The sequence below is a fragment of the Nonomuraea sp. NPDC050478 genome, from assembly GCF_044458265.1.
Classification (GTDB): Bacteria; Actinomycetota; Actinomycetes; order Streptosporangiales; family Streptosporangiaceae; genus Nonomuraea; species Nonomuraea ferruginea.
Genome location: NZ_JBITHT010000004.1, coordinates 61,558 through 76,248 on the forward strand (window position 1 = coordinate 61,558; position 14,691 = coordinate 76,248).

Here is a 14,691-nt window from a genome sequence, read left to right on the forward strand (position 1 = left end):
CATGGACGGCATGTTCGGCCAGCTGGGGCGTACCGTTCACCAGGAGGTACGGGTCGAGAGCGGCTTCGCCTACGGGGTGATCGGCGCGGATCTGCACGTCTTCGGCGACGGCAGACCTCTGTACCTGCTCAAGGAGACGAGCGGACGGGCGCAGCTGAGAGTCGCGCTGGACGCTCTCGGGCTCCCGGCCCAGCCGAGCCAGCTTCTCAACGCCCGCCACGCCGTGGTGGACTTCACCGGGCGCGACGGCGAAGTCGAGGAGCTGACCACGTGGCGCGACAGCGGTGACAGTCACGCGGTCCGCTGGCTGCACGCCCCCGGCGGCCAGGGCAAGACCCGCCTCGCCGCCCACCTCGCCGCGGCGGCGGTCGGCGACGGCTGGAAGGTGATCGTCGCCGAGCACGCGCCGGCTCAGGTGGTCGACGCCGAGGACCAGACCGGCCACGACCTGCGCCTCGGGACCGCCCGCGGGATCCTCATGCTGGTCGACTACGCCGACCGCTGGCCCCTGGCCCACCTGACGTGGCTGTTCAGCAACAAGATCCTCGACCAGGACGTACCGGTACGAGTGCTGCTCCTCGCCCGCAACGAGCACATCTGGCCCGCCCTGCGCCATGCCCTCACCCAGGCAGGCTGGCCACCCGGGGCCTGCGCCGCCCGGTCCTTGGGCCCCCTGCCGAGCACGAGGGACGCCCGCCGCGACATGTTCAGGGCCGCCCGCGACTGCTTCGCCCGCTGCTACGGGCTGACGCGGGCATCGGTGATCGGCGTGCCGGACTGGCTGGAACGTGAGGAGTTCGGCCTCACCCTGGCGGTGCACATGGCCGCGCTGGTCGCCGTCGACCGCCACGTCCGTGACACGCCCCGGCCCGCGCCCGGTGAGAGCATGCTGGCGCTGACCGCCTACCTGCTGGGGCGCGAGAGCCATCACTGGCACACGCTGCACGGCACCGCCGATCCCCTGACGGGCGCGCGCACCACGTTCGGCACCGACCCGATCCGGATGCGACGGGCCGTGTTCACCGCCGTGCTCACCGGTCCCCTGGGCTTCCGGGACGCCATGGCGGCGCTGGACGCCGTCGGCGTCGGCGGTGACACCGACCGGGTGCTCACCGACCACACCTTCTGCTACCCGCCCGCCGATCCCCGTACGGTGCTGGAGCCCCTCTACCCCGACCGGCTCGCCGAGGACTTCCTGGCCCTGTGCCTGCCCGGCCACGACCTGCCCGAGCACCAGCCGGAGGCGTGGGCGGCCACCGCCCCCGAGACGCTGCTCGCCTCACCGTCCGGCGACGGGACGCTGCCGCCGTACGCCGCGCGGACGATCACGTTCCTCACCGCAGCCTGCGAACGCTGGCCCCATCTGATCCCCACGCTGGAAACGCTGGAGCGTCTCCTCCCCGAGGACCCGGACGACGCGGCCGGTGACCTCGCCGTCGCGGCGGCCGACCTCACCGAGCGCCTCGCCGGGCACCGGCTGCCGACGCTCACCGATCCCGCCGCCCGCGCGGAGCTGTACGACGTCCTGGGCCGGTGGCTCTACCAGGCCCACCAGGAGGAGAAGGCGGCCGCCGCGCTGACCGAGGCCACCCGGCTGTACCGGCCGCTGGCCGCCGCCGATCCCCGGACGTTCGAGCCCAAGCTCGCCGCGGCGGCGTTCTACCTCGCCATGGACCTGGCGCTCGGGGGCGCCATACCTCAGCCGGACGACCTGGCGGCGGTGGCCTACTTCTCCGCCGGCGGTGACGCGCTGCGGCCCGCCCTGGCCCGCCCGGACGAGGCGCTGGCGGCGTTCCGCGAGGCCGTCGAGATCTTCCGCCGGCTCGCCCGCGACGATCCCGCCGAACACCAGGAACGCCTGGCCGCCGTGATCTGTGTGGCCGCGCTCTGCGGGCCGTACCTGGGAGCGCCGGAGGAGTCGCTGGCCCTCGCGCGCGAGGGCGTCGACCTCGTCCGCCGGCTGGCACGCGACCAGGAGAACCTGGGCAAGGACTACTCGGACGACGTCGCGGCGGCGCTGATGGCCCTCGCGGGCAACCTGGTGGCCTCGGAACCGGAGCAGGCCGCGGCGCTCGCCCACGAGGCCATGGAGATCCTGCGCCGGCTCGCCCGCGACAACCCCGCCGAGCCCGCCCACGAGGACAGCCTCTACGGGATGCTGGCCTTCCAGACCGCGGTGCTGCTGCGGCTGGGCCGCGCCGAACCGGCCGTCGCCGTGCTCGACGAGGCCGTACGGATCCGTCGCCGCCTCGACCGGCGGAAGGATTCGGACGGCCGCGACGCCTGGCAGGACACGTTCGCCGGGGCGCTCGGCCTGGTGTGGGTGCAAGGGACCGAGGACGACGTGGAGACCGGCCTGGAAACGGCCGCGCGGGTGCTCCGCCACGAGGCGCGGGCCAACCCCACCGCCGACGGGGTGGCGCTCTATCACACCTTCCTCTCGCTCGACCTCCTGCTGCGCCGGCTGGAACGATGGGACCTCGTCCTGGCCGGGCAGCGCGACGCCATCGACTTCCTCGGGCACTGGGACGACGCGACCGATCTGCTCGGCATGCTGGCCGCCCACGGCACCGTCCTCGCGATGCTGGGGCGATGGGACGAGACCCTGGACGTGATCGGCGCGATCGCCCGGGAACTCCTGCGGGAGGGCACCGCCGCCGAGCTGGAGTACGCCATTCACGGAGGGCTGACGGCGATGACCACGGGCAGCGTGGGCCGGTCGCCGGACGAGCAGCCCGCCGGCGCCTACGAGCGCGAGTCGCGGGACGAGAACGTCGCCATGCTGAACGAGATAGCGGCGGCCTACCGGCGGCGTTCCCACGGCGACACCCAGGAGCGTGACCAAGGCCTGGCCGTCACGCTCAAGACGCTGGCCGAAGCACTGTGGATCAAGGACGAACCGTGGGAGTCCCTGGCCGCCGGCGACGAGGCCGTCCAGATCCGCCGCCGGCTGGCCCGCGGCGGTTCCGCCGAGCACCGAGGTCACCTCGCGCTCGCGCTGAAACGCCACGCACACAGGCTGGGACGTGTCGGACGCCACGAAGAGGCGGCCGCCGCGGCGGGAGAGGCCGCCCACCTCTACGACCTCCTCGCCCGGGACGACCCCGGCGCGGACCGGCTCGCCCTCGCCGCGACCCTGCACCTCCTGGCGTCCAACCTGCAGTGGTCCAGCCCGGCCGAGGCTCTGGAACCTGCGCGACGGGCCACCGGGATCCTGGAGCGGCTCGCCCGCGACGAACCCGCCACGCACGAACCCAACCTCGTGATCATGCTGGACACGCTCGCCGAGATCCTCGACCGCCTGGGCCGCGGAGAAGAGGCACGGACCACGGTCAGCCAGGCGGCCGGAATACGCGCACGTACCCGGACCTGAGACACGCGTCGATGGGATTCAGGCGCGTCGGAGGCGTTCGAGGTGGGGCAGTTCCCCGGGGCGCACGTGGGCGGTGCCGCACCCTCCCAGGATTCCCACCCGAGCCGGTGCGGCACCGTGCCTGCCGAAAGTCCGCGCCGTTTCCGGAAACGCCGTCACCACAGGTAGATCTCGTGGACCAGGCCGTCCGGCTCCTCCCGATAGGTGATCGGGGACCCGGTCTGCCTGGCCTGCGTGGCGAGCGTCAGCAGCGCCGTGAACGCCCCGTCGCCGCCGTTGTAGATCTTCTTCCAGACGCCCTGCACCAGGATCCAGGCGTTGCGGGTCTGGGCGATCGACCAGGTGGCGGTGACGGTGGCGCCGGAGATCCACCCACCGGCTCCGCCGTCCTCCGAGACGATCTCCTCGGCCACTTCCGGGGAGACGGTCAGCGTCGGCCGCATCTCGCCGTCCGGTAGGTGCGCGAACCGGGCGACCATCTCGTCACCGGCCGGCTTGGCGGAGCCCTGGCCATCGGCGGCGACCGGCCACACGGACGGCGGGATCAGCACCGGCCGGGAAACGGTGATCTCGTCGTACTCCTTCGTCGTCATCTCTCCCCCTACCACGCGTAGATCTGGTGGACGGTTCCGCCGTCCTCGTACAGGCCGACGGGCGTGCCGAGCGCCTTGGAGGCCGCCAGTTCGAGCAGCATCGCCTCGCCGGTGGTCGCGTCGGCGCCGTCGAGCTTGAGCCAGCCGCGGACACTGCCGTAGGCCCACACGTTGCCGTCGGCCTCGTTGCTCCACAGGCCCAGGATCCGCTGGTCGGGCAGCCAGCCGCGCAGTGTCACCCCGGAGACGGAGCAGGTCTGGTAGGTCTCGACACGGCACTGACCGTAGGCGATCTTGAAGAAGCCCTGGTCGCCCCAGTGACGACCCCAGCTGTTCTTGGCGATCCAGCATCCGGCGGCATCGTCGTACCCGACCAGGCTGACGCAGTGACCGCCGGCGTACGCGCCGGTGACGTGCCGATAGACGCCGCCGCCGTAGCTGAAGAAGTCCTGGTAGACGTCCAGGCACGCGGAGACGGCGCCGTACGCGGCGATGTGCTCCTTCATGGCCGCGGCGTCGCCGCTGATGTCCTGGAACCGCGCGACCTTCGCCATGCGGTTGGGCCAGTCGGCGTTCAGCCGGGAGCAGTCCTGGTCCCCGGCCACGTAGGGGAAGCAGTCGTCGAACGCGACCCCCGCGTCGCGGCAGTAGGGCAGGGCCTGCGCCGGCCACCAGCCCGCCACGCAGCTCGCTCCATCCTGGCCGCCGTGGCAGTAGAACAGGTGGGCCTCGGAGAGGTCCACTGTGAGGCCCGCCGTCCGGTTGGTGAAGCGGACGACGTGCTCCATCGTCGAGATCACCGCGAAGGCGACGCACGACCCGCAGTCCCCCTGGTCCTTGACCCGTGTGGTGTAGTCGGCACCGCCGTGGTCGCGCAGGTCGAAGGCGGCCGGGGCCCCCACCGACTCCGCGCCGGCCGCGTGGGCCGCCGCGGTCCGCTCGTCGAGGTCGTCGTCGAGCTCGGCGACGCTCACGCCCGGCGTCGGCGGAACCCCGAGGCGCAGGACCCTGCTCTCTTCGGTGAGCCCCGTCATGGACGTGTACGCCATGCTCCATGGCTGCTCGGCCTGTTCCAGCTCCGTCTGGAGCCGGCCCAGGTCGAGCGGACTGTTCACTGGCATGTCCCCTCCTAGGTCGCGTGGCTCCAAGCGTCGCCGTGCCGGACCCCTGGCGCCCCGGGGGATGGCCTAGGGGCTTCCCCAGTCAGGGCTCACCTGAGAGAGATCCGCCAGGCGACGAACCCGGCCGCGGCGAGCCCGGCGAGGGCCAGAAGGCTACTGGTGAGGAACGGGTCGATGCCGTCCAAGGCGGGAGCGAACCCGATGCCGACGTACACGGTGACCCCGGTAGCACCGCCCAGCTGGTCGGCGGCTCGCTGGACGCCGGAGGCGATGCCGGCGTCGTCTTCGGTAACGCCGGTCACCGCCACGTACTGCAGTCCGACGATCCCGAACCCTATCCCGGCGGCGACGAGCATCATGGCCGGAATCATCGCCGGACCGGCGGCCCCGAGACGGGAGACCAGCGCGATGGCGGCCATCGCCAGCATGGTGCAGCCGATCCCGGCCAGGACGCAGACGCGGGCGCCCCACCGTCCGAACAGCCGGGGAATCAGCAGCGAGGCCGCGATCAGGGACACCGCCAGGGGCAGCATCGTCAGGCCGGCCTGGAGCGGGCCGGCGCCCAGCCGATCCTGCAGGTAGTAGGTGAACAGCAGGAACGAGGTGGACAGCGCCGCGCTCAGCAGAGCGGTGGCGAGGTTGGCGAGGAAGCGCGGCCGGTTGCGGAAGAACCGCGGCGGCACGAGCGGTCGCCGTGCGCGGCGCTCGACCCTGACGAACAGCGCCCCGGCCACCACCGCGCCGGCCAGCGCCACCGGCGGCAGCCACGGCAGCGTGCCGTCCGCCCCTCCTGCCTCGACGACCCCGAGGGTGAACAGCAGCGGAGCCGCGACCAGCAGGAGCGCACCGGGGAGGTCCAGCGGAGCGCGCTCGGCAGCCCGTCCGCCCGGCACGAGGAGGACGACCGTGGCGAGCACGACCAGGATGAAGGGTACGGACACCAGGAAGATCCACCGCCAGCCGAGCAGCTCGGTGATGATCCCGGAGGCCACGAACCCGACGACGAGGCCGCAGCTCGCCACGGCCGCCCACACGCTCAGCGCCCGCGACCTGCGCGGTCCCTCGGGGAACATGAGCACGATCACCGCCATGGATGCCGGAAGCGCGACCGCTTCACCGGCGCCCTGCAGCAGCCGGGCTGTCACCAGCAGGGCGAAGGACGGCGCGAGCCCGGCCAGCACGGACGCGGCGCCGAAGAGCGTCGTGCCGAGCAGGAGGATGCGGCGCCTGCCGAGCACGTCGCCCAGCCGGCCGCCGAGCATCAGCAGCCCGCCGCCGGTGATGGTGTAGCCGACCACGACCCAGGTCAGCGCGTGATCGTCGACGCTGAAGTCGGCGCCGATCGAGGGCAGCGCGACATTGACCACGGTCATGTCAAGCGCGATGAAGAACTGCAGCGTGGCCATGCCGCACAGCACCAGCCACGCACGCACCGGGGACGATCCGTCCCGGAGCGAAAGGAGAATGCCTGAAAGCATCGAGTGCTCCGTTGCCCAGAAGAGGTTCCGGGCAGCACGAACGTGCCGCTCCGGTTGGACCACGAAGCGACAGGACGTTCAGCGGATAGTGAGAAGAACGCCCCGCCGCTAGCGGAGCGTCCTTGTCACCGCGGCACAGACGGCCGCGCACGAAGCGCCAGACATGTCACCGATGCTAGCGGAGCCGACGGCAGATTGATCACTCTGCCGGACCTGGCAGCCGCCCCGGCACCGCACCCTGTGTCCCGTCGGTCCCACGATGCCTTGATCGGGGATGACGATCGGCCCTCAGCGGAAGCGCCAGTAGCCGCTCGCCGGCTCTTCGCTGGTCGTGCACTTGGCCACGGACCTCACGGTGTTGGGGCGCCTCCACTGTCCGTACCGGGTCGTGTAGTTGCTGGAGCCGATCCTGTAACACCTGACCACGGCCTGGAACTCCCCGTCCCCCTTGCCGCAGAACACTTCGTAGGTGAACGTCGTGTACGTGTCGGAACAGTTGGAGGGAGCCGCGTGTGCGGCCCCCGCCGACGCGACCACTGTGCCGGCCGCCAGCAATGCGCCGACCGCGGCCACCTGCAGCGTCTTCGTCACCTTTTTCATTGCACTCCTCACACCGTGACAGGACTCGGCTGGAACGCCGTTGATCTACGGCACAGCGTAGGCAGGAGGGGCTATCCATCCGCTTGTCGGCGGCTATTACCCGCTTGCGGCACCTCGGCAGTGTGCCTACGCTCGCCATCAGCGATCAGGGGGGCCGCAGGTGCTGTTCGGCATTCTTGGACCGGTTGAGATCATCACGGACAGCGGGCCGGTATCCGCCGCCCAGCCCAGGCACCGGGCTTTCCTGGCCTATCTGTTGCTGCACGCCAACCGGGTGGTGACGCCCGACCAGGTGATCGAGGCCATCTGGGGGGGCGCGGAGCCTGCGTCCGCGCGGACGCAGGTCCACGTGGCGATCTCGGGACTGCGCAAGGCGCTGCGTGAGCGCGGGCTGGACGACGTCGTCGTCACCTGCCCCGGCGGCTACCGCCTGGAGCTGGCGTACGGTGCGCTGGACGCCGACGTCTTCGCCGGCCGCGTCAAGGCGGGCCGCAGGCTGCTCGAACGCGGCGCGCACGAGGAGGCGGCCCGCGAACTGGACGCGGCAGCCGGGCTGTGGCGAGGGCAGGCGCTGGCGGACATCACCGCGGCGTACGCGGACGCGGCCCGCCACCGGCTGCATGAGCAGCGGCTGAGCGCTCTGGAGTCGCTCGCGGATGCCCGGCTGGCGCTCGGCGATCACGACGCGCTGATCCCCAAGCTGAGCGGCCTCGTCGAGGCACACCCGCTGCGCGAGCCGATGGTGTGCCGGCTGATGCTGGCGCAGTACCGTGCGGGCCTTCGCTCTCAGGCGCTGGAGACCGCCAGGCGGATGCGCGGTCTGCTCGCCGAGGAGGAAGGGCTCGACCCCGGAGAGGCGTTCGTCCGGCTTGAGCAGGCCATCCTCACCGCGGACCAATCCCTGAGCCTCGCTCCGGCGACCTGGGTGCGGCCCGCCCAGCTCCCCTATGACGTCCACCGCTTCACGGGAAGGGTCCGAGAGCTGGAGACGCTGACCGCGATGGCGTGCGCGGCCGACCCGCCTCCCGCGGTGCTGGTGGTCGGCACGGCCGGGGTGGGCAAGAGCGCGCTGGCTGTGCACTGGGCGCACGGACATCGCGACCGGTTTCCCGACGGGCAGCTCTACGTGAACCTGCGCGGCTTCGATCCCGGCCGTGATCCCTTGGAACCCCTTGAGGTGCTGCACAGGTTCCTGCGCTCTGTCGGAGTCGACGCGGTCCCCGACGAGGTGGACGAGGCGGCGGCGCTGCTGCGCTCGCGGCTCTCCCGGCAACGTGTGCTGATCCTGCTGGACAACGCGCGCGACGCCGAACAGATCCGGCCGTTGCTACCCGGTTCGGCGAGCTGCGTCGTCCTGGTGACCAGCCGTAACCAGTTGCGCGGCCTGATCGCCAACGAGGGGGCGCGGCTGCTGCGGCTCGATCCGCTCACCGCGATCGAGGCGGACGAGCTGCTGCGCGGGGCCATCACGAGCTCGACGGCCGATGACGCGCAGGCCATCCGCGAGCTGGCGCGGCGGTGCGCGTATCTGCCGCTGGCCCTGCGGCTGGCCGCGGCGCAGCTCATCTGCCGTCCTCATCTGACGATCGTGGAGTACACCAGGCGCCTCTCGACCGATGACGCGCTGGAGGTGCTCGACATCCAAGGTGGCCTGAAGGGGCCGGTCGACTCCGCGTTCGAGCTGTCCTACCGCGCGCTCGGGGACGTCGCGCGGCGGTTGTTCCGGCTGTTGAGCCTGGCTCCCGGCCAGGACTTCGCGCCGGAGGCGGCCGCGGCGCTGCTCGGCGTCGCCCTCGCCGGGGCACGGCGTCCCCTGGAGGAGCTGTCCACGGCGCACATGATCGATGAGCATCGGGCGGGCCGCTACACGATGCACGATCTGCTGCGCAGCTATGCCATCCGGATGCTGGCCAGTGACGAACCGGACGAAGGACGGACCGAGGCGGCCCTGCGGTTGGTCGACTTCTACGCCGACGCGGTCTTCGCCGCCTATCCCCTGTTGCAGCCGCGCCGGCCTCCGGGCGAGCGTCAGCTGACACACCCGCCGGTGGAGCGGCTGCGGTTCGCCGATCGGGCCGAGGCTCTGGCCTGGCACGACGCGGAGCGCGAGAGCTTCGTGGGTGTCGTCGAGCTCGCCGCCCGGCACGGCCGGCATCACCGCGCCTGGCGGCTCACCTCCGACCTGCTGGCGTACTTCATCATCCGGCGACGCTGGCGGGAGTGGTCGGCGGCACTGCGGATCGGCCACGCGTCCGCGACGCGGTGCGGCGACCTGGAGGGCATGACGTACATGAGCAACTCGTCGGGCATCGTCTGCAAGCAGACCGGGCGCTACGCCGAGGCCGTCGAGCACTACCTGCGGGCGATCGACCTGGCGACCGCGGCGGGCAGTGACCGCATGGTCGGCTCGGCCCACGCCAACCTCGGCGGGCTGTACATCACCCAGGGCCGTCCGGAGGAAGGGATGCGGCATCTGCGGATCGCGCTGGCCGTGCCCGAGTACGGACAGGTGCCGCAGTACGCCGCGGCGGGACACGTCAACCTGGGCTGTGCCCTCATCGAGCTGGGCAGCCTGCCGGAGGCGGACGAGGCGCTGCGGCGGGCGCTCGGATACGCGATCGCCTGCGATGACGTGCAACAGATCTGCTTCTCCCTGCACAACCTCACCGAGATCGCGTTACGCAGAGGAGACCGGGAGGCGGCCAGGCGGCACGCCGAGACCCAGTTGACCCACGCCGAGGAGCTCGGCGACCCGCTGCGCACGGCGGCGGCACTCGACCTGCTGGCCTCCACCGTGCTCCTGGAGGACCTGCCGGCCGCCCGGGCGCACTGGCGGGCGGCGCTGGCGATCTATCGCGACCTCGGCCATCGTCAGAGCGCGGTGCTCAGCGAGTGGCTGGCCACGATAGAAGAGGATCTGGACGATCTCGCCCGCGCCAACGAGGAGTACCGCCGTCGTTGCCGCAGGCTCGTCTGAGCCGCGGAACGCCGAGCCCGTGTCGGCCGCGCGGAGCCTCCGTCATCGGATGATCTTCGGGCCCGAGCCGGTGGAGGCGCGGACGATGAGTTCGGGCCGGAAGATCAGCTCCTGGTGGCGGGACGGCGCCCCGGCGACCAGCTCCAGGAGCGTGTCGACCGCGGCCGCGGCGATGACCTGTACCGGCTGGCGCACCGTGGTCAGGGGCGGGTCGGTGTAGGGGATGAGCACCGAGTCGTCGTATCCGACCACGGACACCGCGCCGGGGACGTCCAGCCCTCTGTCGCGGCACGCCCTGATGGCGCCGATCGCCATGAGGTCGCTCGCGCAGACGATCCCGGTGCAGCCGCGATCCAGGAGCTGGGCCGCCGCGGCCTGCCCGCCCTCCACGGAGAAGAGGGAGTGGGCGATCAGCGCGCCGGGGTCCTCGCCGGGGCACAGGTCGGCCATGGCCTGCCGGTAGCCGTCGATCTTCCTGATCACGGGGACGAACCTGGCCTGGCCCACGGCCAGCCCGATCCGCTCGTGTCCGAGGGCGTGCAGGTGCTGAACCGCGAGCCGGGCGGCGAGGCGGTCGTCGGTGGACAGGAACGGCGCTTCGACGTCCGCGGCGTACCCGTTCAGCAGGACCATCGGCACCTTCTGCGTCACCAGCCGGATGTAGCGGTCGGCCCGCGCGGTGGTGTCCGCGTGCAGCCCCGACACGAAGATCATGGCGCTGACGCCGCATTCGAGCAGCAGCTCGGTGAACTCGTCCTCGGGCGCGCCGCCGGGCAGCTGCGTGCACAGTACGGGCGTGTAGCCGTGCTGGGTGAGCGCCTTCTCGATCGCCTGGCCGAAGGCGGGGAAGATCGGGTTGTCCAGCTCGGGTGTCACCACGCCCACCAGGCCGCGGCTGCGTTGCCTGATGCGCGGTGGCCTCTCGTAACCGATGAGGTCGAGCGCGGTCAGCACGGAGTGCCGGGTCGGCTTCGAGACTCCCGGCCGGCCGTTCAGCACCCGGCTGACCGTCGCCTCGCTCACCCCCGCGAGCGCGGCGATGTCGGTCAGCCGGGGCATCCCGTTCGCGGGCATCCCTACCACAGGGGCCGCCCCCACCAGGCGGCCGAGTCGGGCGGGAGCGTACCGCCTGCCAGGGGCGCGCTGGCCAGCAGCAGGTCGCCCGAGACCGGCAGCTCCACCTCGTGGTCGTTGAGGTTGACCGCGCAGGTGAAGCCGTCGCCGCGGGTGAAGACGAGCGTCCCGTACGGCGAGTCGAGCCAGGTGAGCGCGCCGTCGCCGAGCTCGGGGCGTGCGCGGCGCAGCCGCAGCGCCTGCCGGTACAGCTCCAGCGTCGAGCCGGGGTCGTCCCGCTGCGCTTCCACGCTCAGCTCCGCCCACGTGCCGGGAATCGGGAGCCACGGGTCGTTCCAGCCGGTCTCGCGGGTCCAGGGAATGGGCACCCGGCAGCCGTCGCGGCCGCTGTCGGGGTCGCGCAGCCGCTGCGGGTCCCGCAGGACCTCTTCCGGCAGGTCGAGCACCTCGGGCAGGCCCAGCTCCTCGCCCTGGTAGACGTACGCGGAGCCGGGCAGGGCGAGCGTCAGCAGCGCGGCGGCGCGCGCCCTGGCCAGGCTGCCGTAGCGGGTGACGGGCCGCTTGACGTCATGGTTGGACAGCACCCAGGTGGACGGCGCGCCGACCGAGCCGGCCGTGGCCAGCGACTCGTCGATGACCTCGCGCAGCGCCCCGGCCTGCCACGGGGTGTTGAGGAAGTGGAAGTTGAACGCCTGGTGCAGCTCGTCCGACCGGACGTAGCGGGCCAGCCGTTCGGCCGTGGGCGCCCACGCCTCGGCCACGCCGATGCGCTCCCCCGGGTACGAGTCGAGGACGCGCCGCCACGACCGGTGGATCTCGTGCACGCCGTCCTGGTCGAAGTACGGCACCACGTCGGCGCCGATCATGCGGACCTGGCCGGTCCGGCCGACGTCGGGCAGCCCCGGCGCCTTGACCATGCCGTGCGCGACGTCCACCCGGAACCCGTCCACGCCCAGGTCGAGCCAGAAGCGCAGCACGCCGGCGAACTCCGCGTGCACCTCCGGGTGCTCCCAGTTCAGGTCGGGCTGCTCGGGGGCGAACAGGTGCAGATACCACTGACCGTCGGCCACCCTGGTCCAGGCGGGGCCGCCGAAGATGGATTCCCAGTCGTTCGGCGGCAGCTCGCCGTGTGCGCCGCGGCCGTCGCGGAAGATGTAGCGCTCCCGGTCCGGACCGCCCTTGAGGGCACGGGCGAACCAAGGGTGCCGGTCGGAGGTGTGGTTGGGCACCACGTCGACGATGACGCGCAGGCCGAGGGCATGCGCGTCGGCGATCATCGCCCGCGCGTCGGTGAGCGTGCCGAACAGCGGGTCCACGTCGCGGTAGTCGGCGACGTCGTAGCCGAAGTCGGCCATCGGCGAGGGGTAGAACGGCGTCAGCCAGACGGCGTCCACGCCCAGTTCCGCCAGGTAGGGCAGGCGCCGGCGCACGCCCGGCAGGTCGCCGACGCCGTCGGCGTTCCCGTCGGCGAAGCTGCGCACGTAGACCTGGTAGATCACCGCGTCCCGCCACCAGCGGGTGGCGGTCACCGGCTGCGCGGCGCCCTCGGCGAGTTCGGTCATCTGTTTCCCCGATCAGTCAGAGTCGGAAGGCCGGTGCGACGAGGCCGGCTCACGACTTCGTCGCGCCGCTGGTCAGCCCGGCGACCAGATGGCGCTGGACGACGAGGAAGACCGCCGCGGCGGGCACCGCGATCAGCACGGCGGAGGCGGTGAGCAGTCCCCAGTCGGACCAGTGCTGGCCGACGAACTGCTGCAGGCCCACGGCGAGCGTGCGCTTCTCCTCCTGGGACATGAACACGGTGGCGTACGCGACCTCGCCCCATGCGGTCATGAAGCAGTAGAACGCGGTGACGGCCAGGCTGGGCCGGGCCAGCGGCAGCACCACCCGCCAGAACGCGCCGAAGGGCGTGAGCCCGTCGATCAGCCCGGCCTGGTCGATCTCGCGCGGGATGGAGTCGAAGTAGCTCTTCATCATCCAGGCGCAGAACGGCACCGCGATCGTCATGTAGGCGATGATCAGCCCGGGGATCTGGTTCAGCAGTCCGAGCGCGGCCATCAGGTTGTACAGCGGGACGATGAGGATGGCGACGGGGAACATCTGGGTGATCAGCAGCATCCACATGATCCCGCGCCGGCCGGGGAAGGCATGGCGGCTGAGCGCGTACCCGGTGGTCGAGGCGAGGAAGACGCCGAGGACGGTGGTGAGGCCCGCCGCCAGCACCGAGTTGACCAGCCACGTCAGGAACTCGGTCTCGCCGAGCACCCGCGCGTAGTTGGTCAGCGACGGCTGGTTGAAGATCTCCAGCTCGGCGGACAGCCATCCGTCGCGGGGCTTCAGCGACGTCAGCACCAGCCAGACGACGGGGAACAGCGAGACGGCACAGGCCGCGACGAGGGTCACGTGCAGCAGCACCGACGCGGCCGGGCTGCGCCCGGCGGCGCCCGGCGCGACCGGGCGGGTGTTCGCGGTCACCAGACCTCCCCTTGTCTGCGCAGCGCGCGGCGGTAAACGGTGGCGAGTACGACGAGCAGGACCAGGATGATCACGCCCCAGGCCGCCGAGCCGGAGTAGTTGCGCACCCCGGTGAACGCCTCCCTGAAGGCGTAGGTGACGAGGATCTCCGTCTCGCTGCCGGGACCGCCCCGCGTTATCAGGAAGATCACGGGGAACATGTTGAACGTCCAGATGGTGCCCAGCAGCACGACCGTCGCCGAGACCGACCGGAGCATGGGCAGCGTGATGTGACGGAAGCGCTGGAAGGGTGTCGCGCCGTCGACCGCGGCGGCCTCGTACAGCTCGGACGGGATCGACTGCAGGCCGCCCAGCAAAGCCACCATCATGAACGGCACGCCGACCCAGACGTTGACCGCGATCACCGCGAGCTTGGCCGTGACCGGGTCGTCCAGCCAGCCGACCGCGCCGAGCCCGGCCGCCCTGAGCATCGCGTTGATCACGCCGAAGTCGCTGTTGAACAGGTAGCGCCAGATGAAGGCGGCCACGAACCCGGGGATCGCCCACGGCAGGATCAGCAGCACCCGGTAGAGCGAGCGGAACCGCAGCCGGCGGTGCAGCAGCATGGCCAGGCCCAGGCCGATGCCGTAGTGCAGGACGACGCAGGACACCGTCCAGATCGCCGTCCAGGTGAGCTTCTCCCAGAACAGGCCGCTGGAGAGGATGCCGACGTAGTTGTCCAGGCCGACGAACTCGTAGGTGGCCGGGATGACGTTGACGCCGATCGTCCGGCCGACGTTGGCCTCCGTGGCGTCCGTCAGGGACAGGTAGACGCCGCGCAGCAGCGGCCAGCCGATCAGCACGGTGACGACGATCATCACCGGGGCGACCATCGCCCAGGCGTACCAGTGCCGGGACAGGGCCCGCCGCAGCGGGCCTTGGTCGCGGCCGGCCCGGCGGCGGCCGCGGTCGGCGCTGTCCCTGGTCGTGCTCCTCGCACGTCCAGTCGAAACGGCCACGG

General features: G+C 71.7%; 10 protein-coding genes. 2 read left to right on the forward strand and 8 right to left on the reverse strand.

Annotated features, from left to right (window positions below; translation table 11 throughout):
• Window position 1 precedes the first annotated feature (1 nt).
• On the forward strand, window positions 2–3,373 hold the full coding sequence (locus ACIBF7_RS20480) for a hypothetical protein (protein WP_397197838.1): 3,372 nt from the start codon (window positions 2–4) through the stop codon (window positions 3,371–3,373).
• Window positions 3,374–3,528: 155 nt separating this feature from the next.
• On the opposite strand, the gene ACIBF7_RS20485 is transcribed toward ACIBF7_RS20480, so the two are convergent.
• The 4 genes from ACIBF7_RS20485 to ACIBF7_RS20500 all read right to left on the reverse strand — a co-directional run bounded on the left by ACIBF7_RS20485 (window position 3,529) and on the right by ACIBF7_RS20500 (window position 7,156).
• Window positions 3,529–3,966, reverse strand: a complete 438-nt coding sequence (locus tag ACIBF7_RS20485) for a hypothetical protein (protein WP_271276879.1) — start codon at window positions 3,964–3,966, stop codon at window positions 3,529–3,531.
• An 8-nt stretch (window positions 3,967–3,974) separates the two neighbouring features.
• Window positions 3,975–5,087, reverse strand: coding sequence for a C1 family peptidase (locus ACIBF7_RS20490; protein WP_271276880.1), 1,113 nt, complete (start codon window positions 5,085–5,087; stop codon window positions 3,975–3,977).
• 89 nt (window positions 5,088–5,176) lie between these two features.
• Entirely contained in the window at window positions 5,177–6,520 is a 1,344-nt protein-coding gene (locus ACIBF7_RS20495) for an MFS transporter (protein WP_271276881.1), read from the reverse strand.
• A gap of 333 nt (window positions 6,521–6,853) precedes the next feature.
• Window positions 6,854–7,156 carry a hypothetical protein gene (locus ACIBF7_RS20500; RefSeq protein WP_148032998.1) on the reverse strand — a complete coding sequence of 101 codons (303 nt, stop codon included), beginning with the start codon at window positions 7,154–7,156 and terminating at the stop codon, window positions 6,854–6,856.
• A 169-nt stretch (window positions 7,157–7,325) separates the two neighbouring features.
• Here ACIBF7_RS20500 and ACIBF7_RS20505 point away from each other — a divergent pair, with 169 nt between their 5' ends.
• Window positions 7,326–10,142 carry a BTAD domain-containing putative transcriptional regulator gene (locus ACIBF7_RS20505; protein WP_397197839.1) on the forward strand — a complete coding sequence of 939 codons (2,817 nt, stop codon included), beginning with the start codon at window positions 7,326–7,328 and terminating at the stop codon, window positions 10,140–10,142.
• A 42-nt stretch (window positions 10,143–10,184) separates the two neighbouring features.
• Here ACIBF7_RS20505 and ACIBF7_RS20510 read toward each other — a convergent pair whose 3' ends face one another.
• Genes ACIBF7_RS20510 through ACIBF7_RS20525 form a run of 4 tightly spaced genes read right to left on the reverse strand, consistent with a single transcriptional unit; the run spans window position 10,185 to window position 14,689 of the window.
• Complete coding sequence (locus ACIBF7_RS20510; protein WP_148033000.1) at window positions 10,185–11,216, reverse strand: LacI family DNA-binding transcriptional regulator; 1,032 nt, start codon at window positions 11,214–11,216, stop codon at window positions 10,185–10,187.
• Between the two features lie 2 nt (window positions 11,217–11,218).
• Window positions 11,219–12,778, reverse strand: coding sequence for a glycoside hydrolase family 13 protein (locus ACIBF7_RS20515; RefSeq protein ID WP_397197840.1), 1,560 nt, complete (start codon window positions 12,776–12,778; stop codon window positions 11,219–11,221).
• Window positions 12,779–12,827: 49 nt separating this feature from the next.
• Window positions 12,828–13,691 (reverse strand): sugar ABC transporter permease, encoded by an 864-nt coding sequence (locus ACIBF7_RS20520; protein ID WP_271276884.1) that lies wholly within the window; start codon window positions 13,689–13,691, stop codon window positions 12,828–12,830.
• A complete protein-coding gene (locus ACIBF7_RS20525) occupies window positions 13,688–14,689 on the reverse strand; it encodes a carbohydrate ABC transporter permease (protein WP_271276885.1) in 1,002 nt (333 codons plus the stop codon). The genes ACIBF7_RS20520 and ACIBF7_RS20525 overlap by 4 nt, the downstream gene beginning before the upstream one ends.
• Window positions 14,690–14,691 lie beyond the last annotated feature (2 nt).